Raw genomic sequence first — 24333 nt, 5'->3', positions numbered from 1 at the left:
CGGAGAGCAGATCGAGCCTGTACTGTTTCAGTGCCCGGCGGCTCCGTTCAAACCTCTTCATCGGAGTTCCCATCTATTGAGCTTGAGCTGGACACGCTGGTCGCCGCGGGCGCAATCGCGAAGACGAGAAGGCCTTCGCGATTGCGCCGCGCGGTTCGCATGCTTTGCCCCGGCTGCTACAGACGATCGAGAACGAGCAACGCGTCGTGGCCTAGCCAAGCCTTCTTGAAAGCTGCTTCCGTCGCGGATACGTCCTCACCACCGGCGGCAGCCTTGGCCTTGAGCAGACCCCAAAGCGCCCAGCCGTTGCGCGGCGCCTCCTCAAGTGCCTCTTCGAACGCCACGACGGCTTCGTCGGCGCGGCCCTGCTGCAGGAGCACGGCGCCGAGCGTCTGCCGGACGGGATAGTACCAGTAGGGCGGCTCCATGTAGGAGAGACCGTCCTGCAGGCGGATCGCCTGGGCGAGCTGCTGCTCGGCGGCGACATAGTCACGCCGCGCCGCGGCGATGCGGGCTTCCACCACGTGCCTGGCGATGCCGAGCACCTCCCTGGCGGGCAGATACTGCTCCTCCAGCCCGCTTAGATCGGCCTCGTCGATCAACCGGCCAATGGCTTCGGCTTCGGCGGATGCCGCCTCGAAGTCGCCCTTGAAGGCCAGGGCAACGCCGCGGGCGTAATGCCAATAGCCTTTCACGAAGGGGAAGCGGTCGCCGGGCCCGGCCAGCGCGAGGACTGTGTCCGGGTCGCTGAACTGGGCATGGGCGCTGAAGACAGCCGTCTTGATCGCCTGCACCCAGGCCAGTTCCTGCGAGACTTCATCGGAGGTGATCTCCGCCAGCTTTTCCGCCGCGCCGATCACATCCTCCTTTACGCCAGCCATCTGGGCCGAAATCATGAGGAAGTGGACATTGTGCGGATAGTAGCCGAAGCGGTAGAGCGGGCTCGCCGCCTCGCCGGCCTGCGCAAGGAAGGCCTCATCCGCCGCGATGGCGTCATGGTTGACGGCGATGGAGTCGCCGTGGCGGCCGATCCGCATGTAGAGGTGCGCCGGCATGTGAGTGAGGTGCCCCGCCGCCGGTGCCGCGCCGCGCAGGCGGTCGGCGACGGCCTCGGCCCGGCCCGGATCGGCTGACGCCTCGACAGCATGGATGTAGAGGTGTGCCGCCCCGAGATGGTCCGGATCCATCTCGAGCGCTCGCTCCAGCACCGCGACAATCTCGCCGCCGCGGCCCTTGGGCGTAACCCCGTCGGCCTCCCAATAATCCCAGGGCTGCAGGTTCATCAACGCCTCGGCATGCAGCACCAGCACGTCCGCGTCGTCGGAATAGGCCTTGGCCACCTCGCCCAACGCGTCGGCCCAGGCCTGATCCATGGGCGGGCGGCTTGCCATCGGATCCGTGCCGTAGCGCCTGGAAAGAGCCTCGATCAGCGCCCTCTCCTTATGGCTGGCCTTCTCCTTGAGCGCCAAGGCGCGGTCGATCGCCTCGCGGGCAGGTGCCGCAGCCTCGTCGCGCATGGCGTCGTTGATGTTGGGACCGAGCACGAAGGCCTCGCCCCAGAAGCACATGGCGCATTCCGGATCGAGCCGCTGGGCCTCCTGGAACGAGCGCCGCGCCTCGGCGTGGTTGAAGCCCCAGGCAAGCCGCAACCCCTGGTCAAAATAGGCTTGGGCTTCCTCGTTTTTCGTCGTGACCGGCATCGCCATGGTGCCGAGCCCCTCATAGAGCGGCGGGCGTCCAGTCGCCGCCTCTCCGGCATTTCCGGCGGCGTAGCTCACCCCCGGGTTGAACAGTTCCGTCTTTGCCTGCTCGTGGGCCGCCGCGGTCACGGCAAGCATCGAGGTGGCCAGCATCAGCGAGCTGGCGAGGATGTGGCGGGATTTCTTCGTCTTCATTTTCTCTTCCTTTCAGACATGGTTCTCCCATTGCCGGTGCGGTTCCCGCGACGGCGCGATGGGCTTTGGCTTTTCGGTTTCGGTTAAGGTCGGCCTAGCAGGTCAGTGCTTCAGCAGTGCCTGACCATCAGCACCGCGTCGCCGCCGCTGTAGTGAAGGGACCGGTGCGGGACGACGGGCCGCCTCGCGATCTCCTGGAAGCGGCGCTTGCGGTAGAATTCGAACGCGGTCTCGTTGCCCTCGAAGCAGATCAGAGAAACGCGCGGCAGGCCTCTCGAACGGGCAAGGGCATAGACTCGGTCCATCAACGCGCCGCCGATCCCCCGGCCACGGTAGTGATCGTGGACGGCCAGACCGGAAACGTAGAGCGAGCCCGGATCCTCCAGCTCCGCGTAGGGCCGCAGGACCGGATCGGTCTCCTCAGTGCCGCTGGCGTCCGTTTCCATCGGAAAGGCGTGCGCCATGCCGACGATCCTGTGGCCGCGCACCGCGACAATGCAATTCTCGAAGGAAAAGGCGGTGTTTCTACGCGCATAGCGGGCCGCACCGATCTCCTCCAGCGACAGGCTTGGCGCGTCTGTCTTACTCCAGATGTAGGCCGCGAGCCCATCCGAGGAGATCAGGAAGAGGCGGGCGATTTCACCAGCTTCTTCCTGTAGCGCCGGGCGGATGCAATCGCGCGGCATGAGGGCTGTCAGTGGATAAGACACTCCATCGTCCTCCAGAGTGCGATCTCAGGCCGCTTCCAGGCAATTGAGGCATATCTGCTCGAATGCTCGATCAGAGCCGAGCCTCGAGGACCAGGTTGAACGGCGTCTCGAAGGCACGGCGGAAGCGGGTGAAGCCAGCCTTGCGGAACACGTCCTCAAGCCGCGCCTCGCCGGCCTGCGCGCCGAGCACCAGATGGCCACCGTCGGAGATCGCGTGCGCGCAGCAGATCGTGGTGGAGGCCGCGTAGTACATCCGCGCCACGGGCGAGATGTTGTCTTCGACCCGGTCGTTGGCAAAGGGCTCGACCAGCATCACCGCGCCGTCGGGCGCGAGCGCCTTGGCGGCATGCGTTGCGGCGGCGATCGGATCGCCCATGTCGTGCAGTGCGTCGAAGAAACAGATTAGGTCGTACCCCTTGCCGGGATAATTATCGGCCCGCGCTGCTGCAAAACTCGACTGCTCGGCAACACCCGCTTCGGCAGCGACCTTCCGGGCCTCCTCCAGCGACTGCCGATGGTTGTCGAAGCCGCGGAAATGCGAGGCCGGAAAGGCTTGGGCCATGAGCACCGTAGAATGTCCGTGGCCGCAGCCGATATCGGCCACCAGCGCCCCTGCCTCGAGCTTCTCGACGACCCCGTCGAGGGCCGGCAGCCATTCGGAGACCAGGCTTGCCTTGTAGGCGTTGCGGTAGAAGGCTGCCACGCCGCAGGCGAGACGTCCGTCGTGGTCGCCCCAGGGAATGCCCTTGCCCGTGCGGAAGGCCTCCACGGCCTTCTCCTCGTCGGCCCACATGGATGCGGGAACGGCCCAGGCATTGGGGAAGAAGACGGGGCTGTCTTCGTCGGCAAGCACCATCGACTGCTCGGGCGTCAGCTCGTAGGTGCCGCTGACCGGATGATACGCGACGTAGCCGCCCGCAACCTGCGCGTTGAGCCACTCGCGCACATAGCGTTCGGCGCAGCCGGCACGGGTGGCGATTTCATGTGCGCTGAGCGGCCCGGCCCCGGTCATCGCCTTATAGAGCCCGAGGCGGTTGCCGAGGCTGATCATGACGCCGCCATAGCCGGCCGAAAGATCGCCGAAAGCGCGCGCGACCAGCGCATCGAGCTTCGCGGAATCGATTGTGTTGTGGTGTGTATTCAGCATCTCCGTCTCCATGTTTCCTGTCCAAGCGCTCAGGGGACCTGAGGCTGGCCTGTGTTGTTCACCGTGTTTCATGATACGGTCGTGCCCTTGGCACATCGGGCGCGAAAATAGACGTGGTGCGGCGCGCGCGAGAGAGGCAGAATAGCCGGAACCGTGCGAGATGGGCCAAGCTGGAGGACAATCGGTGCCGAAGCACGTCAGTATCGTGGTCTTTCGGGAATGCGATCCCTCGATCATCTATGGCGTCTTCGATACGCTCTGGGCGGCGGGGAGGTTTCTCAAGGCCCCACCTGAGGGGGCGCTCACAGGACCGCGCATCGATGAGAAGCCGATCTTCGAGCCGCGCATCGTCGCCGCCGAGCACGGGCCGCTCGAGCTCATCACCGGCGTGAGCATCGTTCCGCAGGACACGATCGACGACGTCGAGCAGACGGATATCGTCTTCGTACCAAACCCGGTAGTGTTAACGCCCGAGGACCTTCACGCCCTCGATCGCCGGATCATCGATTGGGTCGCGAAAATGCACGAAAAGGGCGCGCTGATTTGCTCCGCCTGTGGCGGCTCTCTGGTCCTGGCCGCGGCAGGGCTGCTCTCCGGCCGCGAGACGACGACGCACTGGAGCCATGTTCCCGTGTTCCGCCAGGAGTTTCCCGACGTCCGGCTGCATGAGGACCGCATCCTGGTTCAGTCCGGCGATGGCCACAACATCATCTCCTGCGGCGGCGCCTCGTCGTGGCAGGACCTCGCGCTCCTTCTCATCGCCCGCTATGGGAGCGGCGAGGAGGCGATCCGCATTTCGAGGTTCTTCCTCTATCAGTGGCACCGCGACGGGCAACTCCCCTATGCCTCGATGGCCGTCAATGTCGTTCATGGCGACGCCGTCGTTCTCAAATGCCAGACTTGGCTTGCAGAGAATTACGACCGTGCGGACGTCATCACCGAGGCGGCGCGCGTATCGGGTTTGCCCAAGCGCACTTTCGACCGCCGGTTCAAGGCAGCCACCGGTTACTCGCCGCTTACCTATGTCCAGGCACTGCGCATCGAGGAGGCGAAGCAAATGCTCGAGACCGGCTCCGCACCGGTGGATGCGATCGGTCGCGAAGTGGGGTACGAGGATGCTTCCTCGTTCAGTCGCCTGTTCCGGCGCCTGACAGGCATCTCGCCCGGCGACTACCGCCGCCGCTTCAGGATCCCCGACCATGCCCGGCCAAGTTCTCATGACACGCGATCCGGCAAAGCATTAAAGGTATCAGAGGAGATCCGACTTACAGGAGCTCCCCGTCTTTCTCGCGCCTAGTAAGCCGCTCTGCCCACTTCCACCGCCCTCTAAAGGCCTCATGCGCGTCGAGCTTCGAATGCGATGGTTGGTGCCTGTGATCATCCCCGGGCCAAGTGCTCGAAAAGTCTCGCGACCGCCTCCGCTCCAGGGTCTACGTTGCCTTGAAGCTGATGAGCACCGATATATGAGGCTCTGCCGACACGCGCCTTCGACATTGACGCGGTTGCGTCCGCGCCCTGGCGCGCCGTCGCAGCAGCGGCGGCGAATCCCTGGGGGAGCGTGTCGAGCGCTGGCGCGAGCGCATCGACCATTGTCCGGTCGCCGCGCTCCGCACCCCCGATTTCCTGCATGCGCGACAGCCCGGCCTTGAGGGCTTGGCCCATGGGCTCGCCGCTAGATGCCGCGTCCCCAGCGGCGGCGAAGAAGATCGCAAGCAGAACTCCGGACGAGCCACCCATGGTCTGGCTGAGTTCCTGGCCGATGGCGCGCAGAAGCTGGGTGTGATCGGACAAAGGCAGCTGGTCCATGCGCTCCAGCAACGCACGCGCGGCGCCAGCAAGAGTCGACCCGGTATCGCCGTCACCGGTCTTCGCGTCGAGCGCATTCAGTTCCGATTCTGCCTCGATCAGGACATTGCAGCATCGGGAGAGAAACTCCCGCGTCGGCGCGTGATTTGAGGGCATGGGCTTGATGGGCATCAGCCCATCGGGAAGCGGGGCGACAGCGACTTCCGAAAGACCGGTAACACCCGGCCATGCGGCGATCGGTGTCGCTTCCTGAAGGAGACGCAGGTTCTCCTCACTTGCCGGCAAGATCGAGATCGAGAAACCGCGCATGTCGAGCGATGTCATCATGAATGCTGGCCCGACGACCCCCTCAAGCCGCGCCCCAATCGAGGATTGCGCGAGTTCATGGACCACCACCCCCATTTCAAGCATGGAGGTGCCGCCGAGATTGTTGAGAAGAGCCACATGCGGGCCGTCGGGCATGACAGCCGACAGCTTCTCGCACATGGCGCCGACCGCCGCCTTGGCGTTGGAGAACGGAACCTGCTCAGCCCCGGCTTCACCGTGGATACCAAGCCCGAGTTCGGCCATGCCTTCGGGAATTCGCTCCTCCTTGGCGGCACCTGGAACTCGACACGTATCGAGTGACATGCCGATGCTTTTTGTGCCTTCGATCACCCGCTCAGCGGCTTTCGCGACTGTTGCGAGGTCCGCGCCCTGCTCGGCCAGGGCACCGGCGATCTTGTGCACGAACAACGTGCCGGCCAGGCCACGCGCCTGCGGCAAATCGGGAAGCGCGATATCGTCGTCGACAATCACCATGGACACCTTGTGTCCGAATGCGCGGGCACGCTCGACGGCAAGGCCGAAGTTCAAACGGTCGCCGGTGTAGTTCTTGACGATGACAAGGCAGCCTGCCGGCCCTGTGACGGCGAGGATACCGGCCAGCACGGCGTCGACCGATGGTGAGGCGAACACGTCACCGCAGACAGCGGCCGTCAGCATGCCTTCGCCAACGAACCCAGCATGGGCCGGCTCATGGCCGGAGCCTCCACCGGAAACCAGCGCCACCTTGTCCTTCTTCCAATCCTTGCGGACCACCACACGGATATGCGGGTAGCCGTCGAGCCTCACGAGCCGGCCTCCGGAAGCCGCCACCACGCCGTCCACGGCCTCGGTAACGATGTCTTCCTTGCGGTTCAAAAACTGAGTCATCTTCAAATTCTCCTAGACGAGGCGCGCGCCGTCGGCGTCAAAATAGTAAGCGTCCTGTGGCCGTACCTTCACCGCGTCTCCCGGCTTGAGCGAGGTATGCGGGTCGGTGACCGTCACCAGATCATGTTGCTTGAAAGAGAGATGAAGGCGCGTCTCGTCGCCAAGCCGCTCGACACGCACCACCGAACTCTCTTCACCCTCGCCCTGCACGATGTGTTCCGGCCGCAGGCCGATGGTACGAGCGCCAGTCGGAGCACCGGCGAATATATCAGCAGGCAGAAGATTGATACGTGGCTGGCCAAGGCGGCTGGCGGCATAGATGCTGACCGGGTTTTCGTACACATCCCTCGGCGAGCCGAATTGCGCGAGACGACCATGGTCGAGGACGCCGACATGGGTGGCCATGGTCATCGCCTCGACCTGGTCGTGCGTCACATAGAGAAGCGTTGCGCCCGATTGCGCCTGTATACGCTTGAGTTCGATACGCAGCTCCGCACGAAGCTTGGCGTCGAGCGAACTCAACGGCTCATCCATCAGATAGATCGCTGGCTTGCGCACCAGCGCGCGTCCGATCGACACGCGCTGCATTTCGCCGCCGGAAAGCGCGGTCGCCTTGTTGTCGAGCTTATGAGCGATGCGCAGCACTTCCGCCACGTCCCGCACCTTGCGCTCCATCTCTTCCCTCGGCGTCTTGAGCAGAGGTGATTTGAGCGGGAACTCCAGGTTCTGACGCACCGTGAGATGCGGATAGAGCGAGTATTGCTGAAACACCATGGCGACATCGCGCTGCGCTGGCGTCAGGTCGCGCACGGAGCGCCCGCCAATGAGGATTTCACCGCTGTCGGGATGTTCCAATCCCGCCACAATGCGCAGCGTCGTCGTCTTGCCGGCGCCAGTCGGTCCCAGCAGCACCACCAGGGAACCATGCGGTACGGTCAATGAAACATCGTCGAGAGCCTCCTGGCCGCCGAAACTCTTGGAGATGCCGCGCAGGATCACTTCAGCCATGAGTGAGCACTCCCCTATTGGCTTCCGAAACAAGCGCCCGCCCGGTTTCTGCGTCGAAGACGGTGAGCGTGCGCGAATCAAGCGTCAGCCCGACCCTTTCTCCCACCGCAACCGGGTCGGCCGCAGAAAGCCGCGCCTTCATCGCACCATTCGGCGTCTCCAAGGATACGATCTGGGTGGTGCCCAGATACTCCGTCGCAGTGACTTCTCCTCTGTAGGGGGACGCGTCATCGAGGCGGATATGCTCCGGGCGCACTCCAAGAGCCAGCTTGCCTTCCCCGCCCTCGAGGAGCTCTGGAACCTTTATCATCGTTCCGTTGAGGTTGACGGCGGCCGCACCAATGCCCAACACGGATTCGAAGCGCAGAAAATTCATCGATGGGGAGCCGATGAAATCGGCCACGAACATGGTTGCCGGCCAGTCATATATGTCCTGCGGCACCCCGAATTGCTCAACCACGCCATGGTTCATCACCACGATCTTGTCCCCCATCTGCATGGCTTCTAGCTGGTCGTGGGTCACGTAGACCGTTGTCGCGCCCATCCGATCATGCAGGTTGCGCAATTCATGAGCCATATGCTCTCGGAATTCGGCATCAAGGGCGCCGAGCGGCTCGTCCATGAAGAACGCCTTGGGTTCGCGCACGATCGCTCGCCCAAGAGCCACGCGCTGCCGGTCGCCGCCGGACAGTCCGCCAACAGGCCGGTCGAGGATGTTTTCTATGCCCAGAATGCCGGCGACCTCCGCCACCTTCTTCTTGACCTGTGCCCTTGGCGCGCCCTGGCTTACCAGTGGATAGGAGATGTTCTTGCGCACACTCATGTGCGGGTAGAGCGCGAACATCTGGAACACGAAGGCGATGTCCCGCTGGCTCGCCCGCTTCTGACTCACTTCCTCGTGGTCGATGAAAATTTCGCCTGAAGTCGGCAGTTCCAGCCCCGCCATCATCCGAAGCGTCGTCGTCTTGCCGCAGCCCGAGGGGCCGAGCAGCATGAAGAATTCGCCATCCTCGATCGTGAAGCTGGAGGATTGCACGGCGGTGAAGTCGCCGAATTCCTTGCGCAGATTTCTGATCTCGATCCTGGCCATCATCTACTCCGGAAAGTGCGAAACGATGATGAAGCCGACCGTCCCGACGAGCAGGACGATAAAGCTGTAGGTGTAGGCCCACAGAAAAAACGGCTGCATCAGCATCACGACCCCAAGTCCGATCAGGATGCTGGCACCCAGCTCCCATGGACCACGCACCAAGATCCGGCGGGCATTGCGCTGCTTCCGGCCGTCATGACCGGATGTGCGGGTGGTGTCGGACAGGCTCATTTGCGCACGGCTCCGAAAGTAATGCCGCGAAGGAGGTGTTTGCGCAGCAGGATGGTGAAGACCATGACAGGCACCAGGAACAAGGTGGCGCCTGCGGCCACGGCCGGCCAGTCCTGACCGCCCACGCCGATGATGGTGGGGATGAAGGGCGGTGCGGTCTGCGCCGTGCCGGAGGTCAGAAGTACGGCGAAAGCGTATTCGTTCCAGGCAAAGATCAGGCAGAAGATGGCGGTGGAAGCGATGCCGGTGGCGGCCTGCGGCAGCACCACCTTGTAGAAGGCCTGGAACCGCGTGTAACCGTCAATGAGTGCCGCTTCCTCATATTCGACCGGAATCTCGTCGATGAACCCCTTCAGCAGCCACACCGACAGCGACAGATTGACCGCCGTATAGAGCAGGATCATGCCCAGATGCGTGTCGTTCAGCCCCAGGTGCCGGTACATCAGGAAAATGGGGATGGCGACGGCGATCGGCGGCATCATACGCGTCGACAGGATGAAGAACATCAGATCGTCCTTCAACGGTACCTTGAAGCGCGAGAAGGCGTAGGCGGCGATGGTGCCGAGGAACACCGACAGGAAGGTCGAGCCAAAGCCGATGATGATGGAGTTGAGGAAGCGCTCGCCGTAACGCGACGGCCCGACGATCACCATGTCGTACTTGCGCACGATGCTGTCATACCAGGTTTGCGGTTCGCCCAGCTGCTCCAGCGTATCGGCGCTGGCGCGAGTGCGCGTGGTGAACAGGTTGACGTAACCCTCAAGCGTCGGATCGAAGACAACCTTCGGCGGATAAGCGATCGCGTCCGAGGGTGTCTTGAAGCCGGTGGCTATGATCCAGGCCAGCGGCATGAGGGTGACGGCCGCATAGAGGATCACGAGAAAGCCGGCGAACAGCTTCTGGCGATCGGACGGTTCCGTTACTGAGAAACTCATCTCTCTTTCACCTTGTTCAAGGCTTTCACATAGATCGAGGCGAGGCCGAAGACGGTCACGAACAGAATCACCGCGTACGCCGAGGCAAAGCCCGTGTGCCACTTCTCGAAGGCTTCACGCTTGAGGTTGATGGAGGTGAGTTCGGTCGTGGAGCCCGGCCCACCACCGGTCAGCTGCACTACCAGATCGAACATCTTGAAATTCTCGATGCCGCGGAAAAGCACGGCCAGCATCAGGAACGGCAACACCATCGGAATGGTGATGGTCCAGAACTGGCGCCACTTGCTGGCACGGTCGCATTCCGCCGCCTCATAGATGCTTTCGGGGATGGAGCGCAGACCGGCGAGGCAGATTAGCATGACGAAGGGCGTCCACATCCAGGTGTCGACGATGACGATAGCCCAGGGTGCCAGCGCCACCTCGCCGATCATCGAGAAGCTGGACGGATCGGCACCGGTCAGGAACCCAATCACGTAGTTGAACAGGCCGATCTGCGGCTGGTACAGAAATGTCCAGAAATTACCCACCACCGCCGGCGAAAGCATCATCGGCAGCACGATGACGGTGGTCCAGAGATCGCTTCCGCGGAACTTCTTGTTGATCAGATAGGCGAGTGTGAAACCAATCAGCACCTGAAACGCAATTGTCCAGAAAAGAAAGTGTGCGGTCGCCTGCATCGTGCCCCAAATGTCGCTGTCGGTCAGGATGCGCTCGTAATTGCGCGAGCCCACGAATTCAGCTTCGCGGTTGGGACGATTGACCCTGAAATTGGTGAAGCTCAGCCAGACTGTCCAAATCAGCGGGAAGATGTTGATGGCGAGCAGCAGCGCGATCGTCGGAGTGACGAAAATCCAGGCTATCGCGCGGTCGGACAAGCCTCTGACACGACGCACGACGCTTCGCGGTGTCGCCTCGGCGACACGCTCTATCGGTGAGATGGACATTGTCTGGCCTTCATCCTGAAGCGAACGGGGGTGATGCCGGAAACGGGTCCGGCATCACCGGGAAGCGTATCGCGCGTCAGTATTTGCCTTCGTCCTCGAAGACCTCGGTCCAGTCCTCAGCGAGCCTGTCCAGGGCCTCCTGCGCCGTTCCGTTGCCGGCGACGACATAGTCGTGGACGCGATCCTGCATGGCGAGCAGAAGCGAGGCATAGGCCGGCTCGGCCCAGAAATCCTTCACGATGGCCATGGAATCGAGAAAGGTCTGCGCGTAGGGCTGACTGGAGGCAAAGCCGGGATCCTCGACCACCGCCTTAAGCGCCGAGTAACCGCCCGACTGCCACCATTTCTGCTGAACTTCGGGCTGGGCGAACCACTTGATGTATTCAAGCGCCGCATCCTGCTTGTCCGAATAGGAGACAACCGAGATGCCCTGGCCGCCGAGCTGCGCGAAATGGCCGTCCGGACCTTTCGGATTGGCGAAATAGCCCGACTTTCCACCACCGACATTCGGGTCCGCTTCGACACCCGGCCAGATAAAGGCGAAATTCATCTGCAACGCCACCTGCCCCGATTTGTAGGCATCGATATCTTCCGACATGTACCAGTCCGAGGAGCCGGGCGGCGTACAGCAATCATAGAGCTCCTTGTAGAACTCCAGCCCCTTCACCGCGCCTTCGGAATTGACGAAGCCGTCAAGTTCATAGGGCTTTTCGGGGTTTTCATACTGGAAGCCGTAATTGTAGAGGGCGTTGGTCACACCCATCGTAATGCCTTCGGAGCCGCGCTCGGTGTAGATCGCAGCACCATAGACCTTGCGCCCGTCAATCTCGCGTCCCTGGAAGAACTCTGCGACCTCCTTCAACTCGGCCAATGTCTCGGGAGCGGCCAGATCACGCCCATACTTCTCCTTGAATTCCGCCTGGATCTCGGGCCTGTCGAACCAGTCCTTGCGGTAAGTCCAGCCAACCACGTCGCCAAAGGCCGGCAGCGCCCAGTAATTCGGCGTCCCCTTCGGCCACTCTGAATAGCCGGTCACCGTCGCGGGAATGAAGTCATCCATGGTGATGCCTTCTTTCTCGAAGAAGTCATTCAACTTCACGTAATGACCGCTTTCGGCCGAGCCGCCGATCCACTGGCTGTCGCCGATCATAAGATCGCAGAGTTGGCCACCGGAATTAAGCTCGTTGAGCATGCGGTCGGCAAAATTCGGCCACGGCACGAACTCGAATTTCATCGTATGACCCGACTGCTGCTCGAAGTCCTTGGACAATTCCACCAGCGCGTTGGCCGGGTCCCACGCGGCCCAGCAGAGCGTCAGTTCGTCCGCGTTCGCGGGCGCCGAAACAGCGAGGCCGGCGGCGGCAAGGCTGCCGGCGGCAACGGAATTCATGATCTTGGTTTTCCTGCGCATATCTTCCTCCCAAGCCGCCCCGGTTGGAGAAGCGGCGCACGCCTTTAAGGCGCTATTACCTGCGCGAGGAGCCCAGGCGTCTCCTGGCAGGTCTCCTCCCCCAGCACTTCCGGCAGCGCGGCCAACAATCCTCACATCCGCCGCCTGCATGAAACCAGACATAAATGAGGTGCGTACCTCATATCAAGTTCTTTTTGAGGTGCGTACCTCATTTTTCTTGCCATCAATGCCACCTTGGCTGATAACGGCTCGCCGTTACGTGGAGTTTAGGAGCGGGAATGCGTCCCACCACAAAGGATCTTGCCAGAGCGGCGGGCGTTAGCCTGGCGACAGTAGACCGCGTCCTGAACGAGCGCCCGAATGTCAGCGACCGTTCGGTGCGCAAGGTGCATGATGCCATCGAGCGTATCGGATTCGAGCGCAATCTCGCCGCGGTCAATCTCGCCCGCAGCAGGACCTACCGATTCCACTTCGTGCTGCCGGAGCGTGGCGACCAGTATCTTGCGGAACTGCTCGCCGAAGTCGACGCGGCGTGCGCGACCCTGAAATCCGACCTCGTCGAGGTCAACGTTATACGGCTTGACATCGAAGACCCGCATGCTGTCGCCAACCAGCTCTCTTCCCTCAATCCCGGGGAGGTGGACGGTGTGGCGGTCATGGCGCCCGAATCCCCGCAGGTGCGCGACGCGGTAATGCGTCTCAATGAGCGCGACATTCACGTCGTGCAGTTCCTGTCGGGCCAGGCAAATCTGGGGCATCACGACTTCGTGGGCATCGACAACGTCGCGGCGGGCGCAACCGCAGGACGCCTGGTCGGGCGGTTCAGCAGTGGACGCCATGGCCGGATCGCGGTGATCACCGAAACCATACAATCGCAGGACAGCCTCAAGCGTCGACTGGGTTTCGACCGGGTGATCAACCAGGGATTCCCCGCTCTCCAATGCCTGCCGACGCTGGAGACGCATGGAGACGCCGGGCGCGCCGAGCGCATTATCCGGCAGACCTTCGCCAACTATCCCGACATCGTCGCAGTCTACATCATGAGTTCGGAAGCACGCGTGCCGCTCGAAGCCGTATCGCGCTACGCCGCACTCGGGAATCTCGTGGTGGTCGCCCATGAGCGGACCCCGTTCAACGAACAGGCTCTGCGTGACGAGCGCATCGACGCGATCATCGCCCAGAACCCGGGGCACGCCGTGCGTAGCGCCCTGCGCATCCTGCGCGCCCGCGCCGACAAGCGTCAGCCTTTCGCCGCCCAGGAAAAAATGCGGATCGAAATCCTGCTGGCGGAAAATCTGTAGCTTACCAACTCCTGTGCACAATTCGATCCGGTCGAGCAGGTCTGGCAATAGCTCGTGTATGGAACGCGCTCACCCCATGGTGTTTTGGCCTTTCGCGAGGCCCAAGCGAAGGCGGAGAGGGAAGGCTACGCGGTTTCCGCAGAGGCCGAGACCGTTGCAAGCGGGCAGCAGTCGTTTTTCTCGTCTGACGATCTTGCCGAACAGGTTGCTGCGTCTGCAAAGCAGCAGTCTCGCTGAGGAACAAGCAGCGCGCGTCAGCAGCAACTTCTTCCAGACCGCGCCGGGCACGGGCACAACACCCGGAGCCGGCGCGGCACCGCTACTGACGCGTCGTCGCGCAGCTGTACCGGAGCTGGGACTACCTGACGTTCGGGCCTACTGGATTCCCTTGTCAGGTCCACGCCTGGCAAATCGCGCTTCACCCGCAGTTCACATCGATCGGCACCCAGTTCGACGACGCCTTGTGACCGTTGACGACGACCATGTACTTACGGCTTTCCGACTGTGAGAAGGTATATGTCTTGCCCCAGCGTTTGGCGTAGCCGCCATTGACCTTTTCCGTCGTCACCAACGCATTCTGCTTTTCGCCGTCACCGCGAACATACTGGAACGACACGGTGCCGGGTTTATTGGTCCAGAACTCCGCAACCATGCGTACCGGTTCACCACAGGCAGGTTTGGCCGGGAGCGTGTAGACCTTCAGTTTCTCCAGTTGAAGGTCAACGGTCTTGCGGCTCGGTTGGGCCGCGCAGACGAACACTGCAGGCACGTTCGCGTCCTTGGTGAACTCTCTGGTCTTGCGTCCATCGGCGAAAGTCACGCGCATCTGCAGTGGCAGCTTCACCTGGACGTGCTTGACCGATGCTCCGCCGTGCTTAGCACACGCCGCCTTGCCAGCGGCTGCCATTGGCGCCAGATGCGCTAGGCGCAACGGTAGTACGGTTTTGCCCCAGGCGGCTTTCTGATCAAGCTGACGCCGAACCCCCGCATATCTACCCGGACCGTAGAGTGTTGTCTGCACGTTGACGTCGATTGCTTTCAGCTTGCGCCCGACGCCGGAAACCTCCGCGCGATATTCGATCGGAACATTGTATGTCTTGTCCTTCAGCCGATAACCGTTGCTGTCGAATTCCATCTCGAAACGAACCGGCTCGCCGAACTGCGAGATATTCGATTTGATGAAGCCGTCCCATCCCGCCAGGGCGGGCGAGGCAGTGATCAGGGCGGTGGCGGCAATGATAGCGCCGCCTGCGATTCTAAAGGTCATTTCGGTCCTCCTTGGACGTGTTGGCTCAAATACGTGGCGAACGGAGCATGAGCAGGCCGATGCGAGGCGCGCTCGCCGGTCCACGCGACCCTGACTGGAGGCTCCACGTATCGGCCGGATTTCGTTTTCGTGGATTTGTGTTTCGTCGAAGAAATACATCTGCCTGTGAACCGCCCGAAAGCCTGTACCGCCGTGCTCCGCGCACCGGTATCGAGTCGTTAGTTCGTGGGAAACTCAGGTACGGTGGCAGCTACGGCAATGTTTCCGGGCGCTCGGACGTACGGCTTGCAGCAACCATTACCTGTGACAGCATGGTGTATGCTGCCTGCCAGGCCTCGCGCGCCCGAGGTGTAAATGCATCGCCAAGACCTTCTTCAAGCGTTTCGATGAGCGCCTGGCCGACAATTTCGTAGTGCACGTCCCGCACGCCATAGCCGGCATGCCGTCGTGCAAGCGCTTCGATCGCAGGCAGAATGATATCCGGCTGTTTCAGTCCCTGAACCACGAAGCCGAGGCTCGCCATGAGCTTGTTTCCCTGCGCGGCCATGTCGGTGCTGCCGAAGAGTGCACGAAGTTCGGGCGCGATGGTGAAGAGCCGGCGATAAAAGATCGCAGCGGCTTCGGTTCGGATTGGCGCAACGGCGCGAAAACCCTGCTGGACGAGCCCGATCCGTTCCGGCGTCATCGATGGGTTCCTGTCAAGATTTGTGTTCGGAGTGGTTGAAGAGCAAGCTGAGAGGGTTGCGCATCGCGGATGCGCGCGTGCAGGCGCTGGGCCAAGAAGGCCGCTCGCGACGACGAGGCTGAGTTTGCTCATGATCGTCTCCCGTGATTGTTGCGAAGATGGAGACAATCGCGTTTCTGCATTTCACGGCGATTGCTTCAATAGCGGCCGATATTTCAATTGTTTCGTGGCTTCGTCCGGCCAGCTCAGAACGGCCGTGAATTCACCACGTCTCACACCGTGGACATGCGGAACGCACTCCGATTCTCGTATCCCTGCTTTGGCCTTCCACGCGCGTATTCAGGCGGTCGCAAGGCGATGCGACGTCCGGGGGATGGATTGCTCCACACCAAGTCTTGCGCGTTCGGTAACGGGTGGATGCGCCGATTTGCGCGTAGGGAAACAATCGTCCTCTGCCCGAAAATGTTCATTGCAATACGGCCAAAGCCGTTGCGAACTTCCACGAGGACAAATTTGTCAGCACGCGTAATAGGCCCTGCTGTGCGGTGTGTGCTTTTTTGTTTGCGAATGTCCCGGTGCGAGGTGCGAAGTATGAATGACAAGTCGGTCAGGCTTGCCGTAGTCGATGACGAAGCCGACATTCGTTGCATGATCGCCGACTATTTCTCCAGGGACGGCTATCATGTAAGTCGCTGCGCCTCAGCGAACGAGCTCGACATGATGCTTCAGGCGGCACCAGCCGATCTCGTCATCCTCGATGTTTCGCTGCCCGGCGAGGACGGCATTTCGATTGCGCGACGGCTGCGCTCGGAACAGGCGACTCCAATCATCATGCTGACCGGGTTGCATGATGTGGTCGACAAGGTTGTCGGCCTCGAGGTGGGAGCTGACGACTATGTGACCAAGCCATTCGACCTGCGCGAGCTGAAAGCCCGGGTCCGCGCGGTGTTGCGCCGTAGCGAAGCCGGCGCAGCGGGGCTCACTCGACAGCAAGCGAATTGCGAACGGGCACGGCTTGTCTCCTTCGGCAGGGTCTGCCTCGACCTCGATAGACATCTTCTGATCGACGATGACGGTTCGGAGGTTCACCTGACTGCGACAGAGTATAATCTCCTTGCTGCGTTTGCCCGTAGCCCCAACCGAGTGCTTTCACGCGAACAACTGCTCGACACGGCACCAGGGCGAAACGGAGAGCCGTTCGATCGCTCGATCGACATTCGTGTGACGCGTATTCGCAAGAAAATCGAGGCCGTCCCGAGCAAACCGCAGGTCATTCGCACGGTGCGCAACGTCGGTTACATCTATGTCCCGCCAATGGTGGCCGCGTGAAGAGCGAAAAGCCGGCGGCAAGCGACGCGATCGCGCGGCGCCTAAACACGCCCGAACAATTTGCCGCGGTTTATGCGGCGGTCGTCGCTTCGGCGCTGGATGCCGTCATCGTTGTCGACGAGGAGGGCGTCGTCGTCACGATGAACCCCGCAGCGGAAGAAATCTTCGGCTATCGACTGTCGGAGGCGACCGGAAGGAAAATCGGGGATCTGATCGTTCCCGATCACCTCAAATGTGCCCACGAGGCGGGCGTTCTTCGATACCGCGCAACGCGCGAGCCGCATGTCCTTGGCCGACGAGTCGAAATGGAGGCGCAATGCAGCGATGGCCGCATCATTCCGGTAGAACTGGCCATCACGGAAGTGGCGCTGCCCGAAGGCAATCTGTTCACCGCCAACCTGCGGGACCTGTCGTCCGCCCGCGCGGCGTCGGCCGAGATCGAACGGCAACGCGAGGCCCTCTATCAGAACGAGAGGCTGGCAGCGGTGGGTTCGCTGCTTGCGGGCGTTGCTCATGAATTGAACAATCCGCTCTCGATCGTTCTCGGCCAATCGACCTTGCTCCGCGAAGAGATTGAGGCGACGGGCACATCCCTGCTGGAACGGGCTACCAAGATCGAGGCGGCGGCCGAGAGATGCGTCCGCATCGTGCGCTCCTTTCTCGCCATGGCGCGGCAGCGGAAGGCCGAGATGCGTAGTGTCGAGGTGGTACCGCTCATCGAGGGGGCTATCGAACTTCTGGGCTACGGGTTGCGAAGCGCCGGTATCGAAATCGTTCGGGAGTTTGCTCCCGCGCTCCCCAAGGTCGTCGCCGATCCCGACCAGGTTCAGAACATCCTGACCAACCTCCTCGTCAATGCGATGCAGGCGTTGGAGTCGATCCACGGGTATCGGAAAATACGCGTCGGGGCGACATACGGGAACGGCGGCCTACAAATCCTTGTCGCCGATAACGGCCCGGGTGTAGCGCCCGATCATGCGCGACGCATTTTCGATCCCTTTTTCACGACCAAGCCGCAGGGCGTCGGTACGGGCATAGGCCTGTCGATCTCGCGCGGTCTGGCGGAAGCTCAGGGCGGCAAGCTCGAGATGGTCGATAATCCCGGCATCGGCGGCGCAGCATTCGAACTTGTGTTGCCCACGATTGCAAAACAGCCCGGTGGAGCCGGTGTTTCCGGCGTTGCAACGGATCGCTCCACTCCAACCCAGGTGGCCGAGTGCCCACTTGCAATCGTCATTGACGATGAACCGGAAGTCGCGGTGCTGCTCGCGGATGCACTGGGCAAGGCCGGTTACAGATGTGACGTGGCGACAAGCGGGCGTGAGGGACAGGCGCTGATAGCCGCGCAGCCAGCCGCATACGATGTCATCATCTGCGACCTGCGCATGCCCGATATCGACGGTCCGGCCCTGTTCCGGTGGCTGAGGGCCCACCATCCCTTGCTGGCCAAGCGGATCGTGTTCGCTACGGGCGATGCGCTCGGCCCGGCTGCCGGCCGCTTCCTGAGCGAGGCGGGGTGCCCCGTGCTCGAAAAGCCCTTCACCGCCGCCGAAGTGGCGGCTGTCGTCGAGACACCACCGGCAAGTGCCCGTAACGCACGGGCTGTTTCTCCTGGCTCCAGCGAATGAAGAAACAACTTGTTCAGTCAATGCTCGTTTGCGCCCTTTTGTTTCCGGCCCCTGCGCTTGGGGATTCGTTGACCTACAAGAACGCCCGTTTTGGCACCGTCGTCACATTTCCGGCCAAAATTTTCCTGCGGGCAATGGACCCGCCACCGCGCGGCGAAGGCATGACGTTCCTTTCGCGCGACGGGGCCAGTCTGGGAACCTACGCGATGAACAATGCGCTCGGCCTCTCACCCGAAGAGTTTGCCGAACAGGCCGATGATTGCGCGGTAGGGGAATGCGAAATGACCCGTCGCCATGTGGAAGATGGCTGGGTCACCTTTTCGGGCGAGCGCGGCGGCCACATCTTTCACAAGCGCTGGAAGTTCGGACAAGACAATATCATTCACGGGCTGACATACCGCTATCCGTCATCCGCATGGGACGTCCACGACCAGTTGGCCGACGGAATCCTTCAAAGCTTCGACGGTCCATAGAGCGCGAGAGCCGGGCACGCGGTCGCACGCCACTCTCAGCGACCAGGGGCGCGGCTGCAGAAGCCCCTCTGCTTGAAACAATTGAAGCTTAGCGGTGTGCGGCACGAAGTAAGACGGAAACATCACCGCACGATCCTCTCCGCACCGTCGCATTGGCGGCGTTGCATCACGAATCCAGAAAGGAACCTGATATGACTCGACGGACCAGCCGAACCAACTTCGGCATTGTCGGCCTGCTGTTGATGCTGGGTGTCGCGCACCCGGCGATGGCCGAGACCGCGCATTCCAACGCAATCTCATGTTACGCATATGTTCATTCCCAATGCTATGGCAATGGCGAGAACAATTGCAGTCAGGAAGACTACGAATGGGGTCTCGACCAGTGCGACGGATACTATCCGAGCAAGGGCGTGGTGCGGCCTAAAGCGCCAGGGGATCTGACCTCGCAGGCCACCAGCCCTCGGACAAGGGCCATGATCGAAAGCTCCTTCAAAAAGCGGTAACCGCCGGCAAGGTCGAAGGGCCCGAAATCATCCCGGTTCTTCGACCGACCGGTCTTCGATCTTCAACCTGATCCCGGATGCCGGGGGGCTACGACACCGGTTCCTTGCAGAACTTTCTATCGCCTGTGGTAGGTGCGTGGCCTACGACGAGTTGGCAGCCGGCATCCTCCAAAGCTTCGACGGCCGATAGATCGCGCGAGCCCGGCGGTTGTACGCCACTCTTCACGGACCAGCGCGGGCTGCAGGAGCCCCTCTGCTTGAAACAATTGAAGCTTGGCGGTGTGTGGCGCGAAGTCTGAAACATCGCCGCACGATCCTCTTCGCACCGTCGCACTGGCGGCATTGCATCAAAAATTCAGAAAGGAACCAAAATGATAAAGACCATCAAAGGGGTCAGTGCTGCTACCCTTTTCGCGCTAGGCGCACTTGGAGGATTTGCTGTCGAACCATCGCTCGCACTAGCCGACGACGACGTCGACCTCTACTGTTTCGAGTACACGGTCAACGGTAAGGTGGAGCTTGAGTGCTCTTCGTTCGAAGATCTCAGAGCCGAGTGCAAACTCACGGATCCTGAGACTACTACCGATGTCTGCCAGGACGTGAATGCATCAAAAATCGAGCGGCCGACCAAGCTGCTCGGCCGCTAGGCGCCCGTCCTCAGCCTGTGTGCGCCTCGGGCGCGCGCGCAGGTTTCCGCCAGAGAAACGTCAGCGCCCGGTTGTTGCAGTCATGCTCCCTGCCTTCAAGCCGCAGCAAAGCAGGCCGATACGCACGGATTGCAATTCAGAACGTGGCAGGTTCGAGCGCTGGAAAGACTGCCACACCCGGAAACTCATCAGAACGAGCGCGGTTTCGACTTGGCGCTCACTCGCTTCGATCGGTGCCAGCGCCTCCTTCACCAGGGCCGCGACGCCCGCCTCGACCGCGCACAGGAAACCGTCGAGTTCGGGGACGATTTCGCGGTCACGCGCGGCCAGATCCAGACGCAGCGCGCCGCGCTCATAGAAGCCGTCCACTTCCTCTACCAGCTTTTTCAGCCGTTGTTCGATGCGATCGAGCCCTTCGAATACGGCTGCGGCTGATTCCGGAAGGGGCGGGCGCATCTCCTGCCAGACGTGCTGGCCACAAGCCCGAACGATATCTCCCAAGGTCGGGAAATGGCGCGACACCGTCGCCTGACCGACGCCGGCGCGCGCAGCGATATCGGCAAACGTCGTCGGCGCGACGCCTTTTTCGTCATGGAGTTCCATGGTCGCGCGGACGATGCGAGCGCGGGTACGATTCCGCTCTTCCGCTCGCTTGCCCATTGTGTAGCGTCTTGCCATTGGCGCCCGCATATTCCTGTTATTACATTTTCACGAAAATCAGCTTCTATCAATATCAATTTCGTGATAACTGCTTACCGCGCCGAACGATACATTGCGTGGGCGTTTCTGAGGACGCAGGTCCGTCAATTGACGGGATACGGGGCTGTCAGGTGACATGTCGCTGGAGGGGGATATGTCAACGCGTGCAGATGAGAGCGGGAAAGCGATGGTCGGCTCGGCGGTTCTCCGGTCCATCTTCGATTCCAGCGGCATACCACCGCGTGAGGCTTTTGCGCTTTGGCAGGAGCAGTTGGATCACCTTGCCGAGGCGCGGCTCGTAAAGGAACCTGAAGGATTCCATGCGCGCGCGGAGGCTGTCGTTCTCGATAGATTGGTTGTGGGAAGCATCCAGAACACAGCCTATGCCTATGACCGCTCCAGGTTTCGTATAGCGCGGGACGGCATCGACCACTACATGCTGCAATTCTACAAGAAGGGCCGCATGATCTGCCGAATAACCGGCACAGGTGAGGCGATCAAGCCGGGCGACATGATCCTCGCCGACATGGCGAACCCGGAGTCGGTGGTCATTCTGGATATCGATGTCGTGAATCTGGTTGTGCCACGCGCCTTGTTGGCACCCTTGCTTGTTGAGCCTGATGCGCACGGCTTGCGGCATTTCTCCGGCAACGACGTTCTGGTTAAACTGCTTTTCGATCACGTGACCGCGCTTTATGCGCAATCTCACCATATCGCAGTGGAACAGGCGGTAGCACTTGTTCCGTCCCTGTTGGAATTGTCGGCCGCGGCAATCAATGGCGCGGTCGGTGATGAGACACGGCAGGGCGTATCTTCCGCGCTCAGGCAGGCGATCTGCCGCTACATTGGCGATCATGCACTGGAGTTCGGATTGTCACCACAACAGATCGCCGCGCAATTCGGCATCAGTGCGCGCAAACTTTCCTATCTATTTCAGGAGGACGGTGGGATCGCCACCTACATCCAGGGTGAGCGACTGCGCCTGGCACGCCTGGCACTGATGGATCCGGCGCAACGTGGCAGAACCATTGCCGAAATCGCCGAAGCCCATGGGTTCGCTCATCGCACCAGTTTCATCCGCGCCTTCGAGCGCACCTATAGCCTCACGCCCAGCCAGCAGCGCGCGATCGCCGCTGGACGGCGGAGTGCGGACAAGGACGCGTTGTCGCGCGCATCGCCAATCAAGTGGATAGGGCGTTTTTAGCCGACTCCAGGAAGGGCTCCGGAGGCGCATAACAGCGCCAGGTCCAAGGGGGACAAGATGTCAGAGCCGAGCACTCAAAGCGAAGGAGCGAATGCCGGGCAGGCCATTCCACGCTCGGTTTTCGATACCTCGATTTTGCCCCAGCTCAGTGCATTCGAAGACTGGCAGGAGCAGTTGGAGCCGATTTGCGAAGCACGACTCAGCAAAAGCTCTGACATGGATTTCCATGCTCGCGTTGAGAGCGTCGTCCTGGACAAGATCGTCATCGGGGATATGCAGCTCACACCCCAGGCTTTCGACCGCTCCCGCTTCTGCATCGCGCGGCACGGCGTCGAGCATTATGTCCTGCATTTCTTCAAGAGGGGGCGCCTGGTCTGCCGAAATACCGAGACGGGCAACCGGCTTGAGCCGGGTGATATGCTGGTGGCGGATATGGCGCATCCGCAGCGCATGGTCCTTACCGACATTGATTTCTTGCATGTCGCCGTGCCGCGTCCGCTGCTGGCCCCTCTGCTTATCGAGCCGGATGCATATCCGATCCGTCACATTCGCGGCGACAACATCCTGGTCAAGATGCTGCACGACCAGATGTATTCTCTGGTATCCTATGCCCATCAGATCAGCGTGTCGCAGGCACAGGCGCTGATGCCGGCGATCCTGCAACTGTCCGCGGCCGCGATCAACGGAATGGTGGGGGAACGGACGGCGGACGGTGTGCGCCAGTCACTGACACAGGCCATTCGCCGGCATGTCAGCATTCATGCGCTCGACCCGGACCTTTCGCCTCAGAGAATTGCCGCTCAATTTGGCATCAGCCGGCGTAAACTCTCCTATCTCTTCCAGGAAGATGGCGGTGTCTCCACTTACATGCAAAACGAACGGTTGCGCCTCGCGTGCCAGGCGCTGATGGATCCGGCGCAACGCGGCAGGACCATCGGCGAGATTGCGCAGGCCCACGGATTTTCCCATCGCACCAGCTTCATCCGGGCTTTCGAGCGTGTCTACAATCTGACGCCCAGCCAACAGCGCGCTCTCGCCACCGACAGACGCAGAACCGGTGCGGGCACGACGGTGGAACCCGCGCCATTCAGATGGATCGACATTCCCTGACGCCAAGCCCTGGGTCGTGTAGGGATTCGGCGCACGATGTGCGATTGGGCGTCGTCGGGGCGGATCGTTTCCTGCGTTTCGCCCGGCCGTTTGCGCGTCAGGCGACGCCTGCATCGGTCATTTTGCGCGCAATGTGACAACTGCGACCCGGCTGCCACAACTGCGTTGCAATTCCTCAAAGCCATTGCGATTGCTGACGATATCCGGCGCACGAAGCGGGACGATTGCCGCGCGCGGTGTAACCGAGGAGCAGCGCGGCATTCCCGGAATGACTTGCTGCAAAGTCCACATTGAATGGGTGAGGTATGAAGTTTCTTGGCAATTCTCTCGCAACGCCATTGGCGTTTCTGGCACTTTCTACCCCGGCTTGGGCCGCCGATCCGATCACCTTCGAGCCGCCGGTCCCTCCCGCCGAAGTCGCCTCCCATGATTGGACCGGACCTTATGTCGGCGTCCAGGGTGGCTTCGGATGGGCGAATCTCGAACAGACCGCCGGTCCGGATTTCTTCCTGGAGGGCAATTCTGTAGATCTCAGCGGCCCCTTCATCGGCGCTCACGCCGGATACAACGTCCAATGGGACAGTCTCGTTCTGGGCGTCGAAGGCGATATCAATGCGTCCTGGATTGACGGTGACTTCATATGGGGCGGTGACGAGACCGGCTCGGCCAGGGTGAACTGGTTCGGCTCGCTGCGCGGCCGCCTGGGTCTTGCGGTGGATAAGACGCTCTTCTTCGGCACAGCGGGTCTGGCCGCCGCAGGTGTCAACATCGATCTTCCCGCGATCTCCGTTAGCGACGATCAGACCTACATGGGCTGGACGGCCGGCCTAGGCATCGAGCACATGCTCAAGGAAAACTGGTCGGTTCGCGGCGAGTACCGCTACTACGATTTCCAGAACGCGACCTTCTTTGAGAACCCGATCGAGCACGATTTCGATCTGACCATGCACACGGTCTCGATCGGCCTCACCTACAAGTTCTGAGTGCAACCGTGCTTTGGGGAGTCGGCTCTCCCGACCTCCAAGGGTCGGCTTCTCACGTTCTTCTTGCGCGTTCGGCGACATCCGAGATGGCCATTTTGCGCGCATTGCGACAATGGAACCAGCCTCCACACAT

Annotated in this window: 23 protein-coding genes; 10 read left to right on the top strand and 13 right to left on the bottom strand. The window is 61.5% G+C overall.

The annotated features are described in order from the left end of the window. Window positions 1-176: 176 nt before the first annotated feature. The 3 genes from ACFP9U_RS00285 to ACFP9U_RS00275 all read right to left on the bottom strand — a co-directional run bounded on the left by ACFP9U_RS00285 (window position 177) and on the right by ACFP9U_RS00275 (window position 3752). The gene (locus ACFP9U_RS00285; protein WP_378618153.1) at window positions 177-1895 is read right to left on the bottom strand and encodes a tetratricopeptide repeat protein; all 1719 of its coding nucleotides are present in this window, start codon (window positions 1893-1895) and stop codon (window positions 177-179) included. 110 nt (window positions 1896-2005) lie between these two features. Further along, window positions 2006-2605 carry a GNAT family N-acetyltransferase gene (locus ACFP9U_RS00280; RefSeq protein ID WP_378618151.1) on the bottom strand — a complete coding sequence of 200 codons (600 nt, stop codon included), beginning with the start codon at window positions 2603-2605 and terminating at the stop codon, window positions 2006-2008. Window positions 2606-2675: 70 nt separating this feature from the next. Then, window positions 2676-3752 carry a class I SAM-dependent methyltransferase gene (locus ACFP9U_RS00275; protein WP_378618150.1) on the bottom strand — a complete coding sequence of 359 codons (1077 nt, stop codon included), beginning with the start codon at window positions 3750-3752 and terminating at the stop codon, window positions 2676-2678. 184 nt (window positions 3753-3936) lie between these two features. Between ACFP9U_RS00275 and ACFP9U_RS00270 the strand changes: the two genes are divergently transcribed. Then, window positions 3937-5049 carry a GlxA family transcriptional regulator gene (locus ACFP9U_RS00270; RefSeq protein WP_378618148.1) on the top strand — a complete coding sequence of 371 codons (1113 nt, stop codon included), beginning with the start codon at window positions 3937-3939 and terminating at the stop codon, window positions 5047-5049. An 80-nt stretch (window positions 5050-5129) separates the two neighbouring features. Here ACFP9U_RS00270 and ACFP9U_RS00265 read toward each other — a convergent pair whose 3' ends face one another. The 7 genes from ACFP9U_RS00265 to ACFP9U_RS00235 form a co-directional block, all read right to left on the bottom strand. Further along, the gene (locus tag ACFP9U_RS00265; protein ID WP_378618146.1) at window positions 5130-6752 is read right to left on the bottom strand and encodes a dihydroxyacetone kinase subunit DhaK; all 1623 of its coding nucleotides are present in this window, start codon (window positions 6750-6752) and stop codon (window positions 5130-5132) included. Window positions 6753-6764: 12 nt separating this feature from the next. Next, window positions 6765-7760, bottom strand: a complete 996-nt coding sequence (locus tag ACFP9U_RS00260) for an ABC transporter ATP-binding protein (RefSeq protein ID WP_378618145.1) — start codon at window positions 7758-7760, stop codon at window positions 6765-6767. Next, window positions 7753-8850, bottom strand: a complete 1098-nt coding sequence (locus tag ACFP9U_RS00255) for an ABC transporter ATP-binding protein (protein WP_378618143.1) — start codon at window positions 8848-8850, stop codon at window positions 7753-7755. The genes ACFP9U_RS00260 and ACFP9U_RS00255 overlap by 8 nt, the downstream gene beginning before the upstream one ends. 3 nt (window positions 8851-8853) lie before the next feature. Continuing rightward, complete coding sequence (locus ACFP9U_RS00250) at window positions 8854-9081, bottom strand: hypothetical protein (protein ID WP_322451724.1); 228 nt, start codon at window positions 9079-9081, stop codon at window positions 8854-8856. After that, window positions 9078-10016, bottom strand: coding sequence for a carbohydrate ABC transporter permease (locus tag ACFP9U_RS00245; protein ID WP_322451723.1), 939 nt, complete (start codon window positions 10014-10016; stop codon window positions 9078-9080). Before ACFP9U_RS00245 ends, ACFP9U_RS00250 begins: the two co-directional genes overlap by 4 nt. Then, window positions 10013-10960 carry a carbohydrate ABC transporter permease gene (locus ACFP9U_RS00240; protein WP_322451722.1) on the bottom strand — a complete coding sequence of 316 codons (948 nt, stop codon included), beginning with the start codon at window positions 10958-10960 and terminating at the stop codon, window positions 10013-10015. Before ACFP9U_RS00240 ends, ACFP9U_RS00245 begins: the two co-directional genes overlap by 4 nt. A 76-nt stretch (window positions 10961-11036) precedes the next feature. Continuing rightward, on the bottom strand, window positions 11037-12350 hold the full coding sequence (locus ACFP9U_RS00235) for an ABC transporter substrate-binding protein (protein WP_378618276.1): 1314 nt from the start codon (window positions 12348-12350) through the stop codon (window positions 11037-11039). A gap of 299 nt (window positions 12351-12649) precedes the next feature. On the opposite strand from ACFP9U_RS00235, the gene ACFP9U_RS00230 reads away from it, so the two are divergent. Beyond that, entirely contained in the window at window positions 12650-13672 is a 1023-nt protein-coding gene (locus ACFP9U_RS00230; protein WP_378618141.1) for a LacI family DNA-binding transcriptional regulator, read from the top strand. 418 nt (window positions 13673-14090) lie between these two features. Here the strand turns inward: ACFP9U_RS00230 and ACFP9U_RS00225 are convergent, their stop codons facing one another. Next, a complete protein-coding gene (locus ACFP9U_RS00225; protein ID WP_378618139.1) occupies window positions 14091-14939 on the bottom strand; it encodes a hypothetical protein in 849 nt (282 codons plus the stop codon). Window positions 14940-15189: 250 nt separating this feature from the next. Then, entirely contained in the window at window positions 15190-15756 is a 567-nt protein-coding gene (locus ACFP9U_RS00220; RefSeq protein WP_378618138.1) for a globin family protein, read from the bottom strand. Window positions 15757-16215: 459 nt separating this feature from the next. Between ACFP9U_RS00220 and ACFP9U_RS00215 the strand changes: the two genes are divergently transcribed. From ACFP9U_RS00215 to ACFP9U_RS00195, 5 genes are all read left to right on the top strand, one after another. Beyond that, the gene (locus ACFP9U_RS00215; protein WP_378618136.1) at window positions 16216-16953 is read left to right on the top strand and encodes a response regulator; all 738 of its coding nucleotides are present in this window, start codon (window positions 16216-16218) and stop codon (window positions 16951-16953) included. After that, window positions 16950-18581, top strand: a complete 1632-nt coding sequence (locus ACFP9U_RS00210; RefSeq protein WP_378618135.1) for a hybrid sensor histidine kinase/response regulator — start codon at window positions 16950-16952, stop codon at window positions 18579-18581. Before ACFP9U_RS00215 ends, ACFP9U_RS00210 begins: the two co-directional genes overlap by 4 nt. After that, the gene (locus tag ACFP9U_RS00205) at window positions 18578-19054 is read left to right on the top strand and encodes a hypothetical protein (protein ID WP_378618133.1); all 477 of its coding nucleotides are present in this window, start codon (window positions 18578-18580) and stop codon (window positions 19052-19054) included. Before ACFP9U_RS00210 ends, ACFP9U_RS00205 begins: the two co-directional genes overlap by 4 nt. Window positions 19055-19245: 191 nt before the next feature. After that, complete coding sequence (locus ACFP9U_RS00200; RefSeq protein WP_378618132.1) at window positions 19246-19557, top strand: hypothetical protein; 312 nt, start codon at window positions 19246-19248, stop codon at window positions 19555-19557. A gap of 371 nt (window positions 19558-19928) precedes the next feature. After that, window positions 19929-20204 carry a hypothetical protein gene (locus ACFP9U_RS00195; protein WP_378618130.1) on the top strand — a complete coding sequence of 92 codons (276 nt, stop codon included), beginning with the start codon at window positions 19929-19931 and terminating at the stop codon, window positions 20202-20204. A gap of 60 nt (window positions 20205-20264) precedes the next feature. On the opposite strand, the gene ACFP9U_RS00190 is transcribed toward ACFP9U_RS00195, so the two are convergent. Next, complete coding sequence (locus tag ACFP9U_RS00190) at window positions 20265-20864, bottom strand: TetR/AcrR family transcriptional regulator (protein ID WP_378618129.1); 600 nt, start codon at window positions 20862-20864, stop codon at window positions 20265-20267. 193 nt (window positions 20865-21057) lie between these two features. Between ACFP9U_RS00190 and ACFP9U_RS00185 the strand changes: the two genes are divergently transcribed. The 3 genes from ACFP9U_RS00185 (at window position 21058) to ACFP9U_RS00175 (ending at window position 24200) form a co-directional block, all read left to right on the top strand. Next, entirely contained in the window at window positions 21058-22107 is a 1050-nt protein-coding gene (locus ACFP9U_RS00185) for a helix-turn-helix domain-containing protein (protein WP_378618128.1), read from the top strand. A gap of 57 nt (window positions 22108-22164) precedes the next feature. Beyond that, window positions 22165-23217 (top strand): helix-turn-helix domain-containing protein, encoded by a 1053-nt coding sequence (locus ACFP9U_RS00180; protein ID WP_378618127.1) that lies wholly within the window; start codon window positions 22165-22167, stop codon window positions 23215-23217. A 305-nt stretch (window positions 23218-23522) separates the two neighbouring features. Then, window positions 23523-24200, top strand: a complete 678-nt coding sequence (locus ACFP9U_RS00175) for an outer membrane protein (protein WP_378618126.1) — start codon at window positions 23523-23525, stop codon at window positions 24198-24200. The last annotated feature ends 133 nt before the right edge of the window (window positions 24201-24333 follow it).

Origin of the sequence: Nitratireductor sp. GCM10026969 (genome assembly GCF_042660605.1) — a bacterium.
GTDB lineage: Bacteria > Pseudomonadota > Alphaproteobacteria > Rhizobiales > Rhizobiaceae > Chelativorans.
Note: the sequence above shows the minus strand (reverse complement) of the source record. Positions and strands in the feature narration are given on the sequence as shown.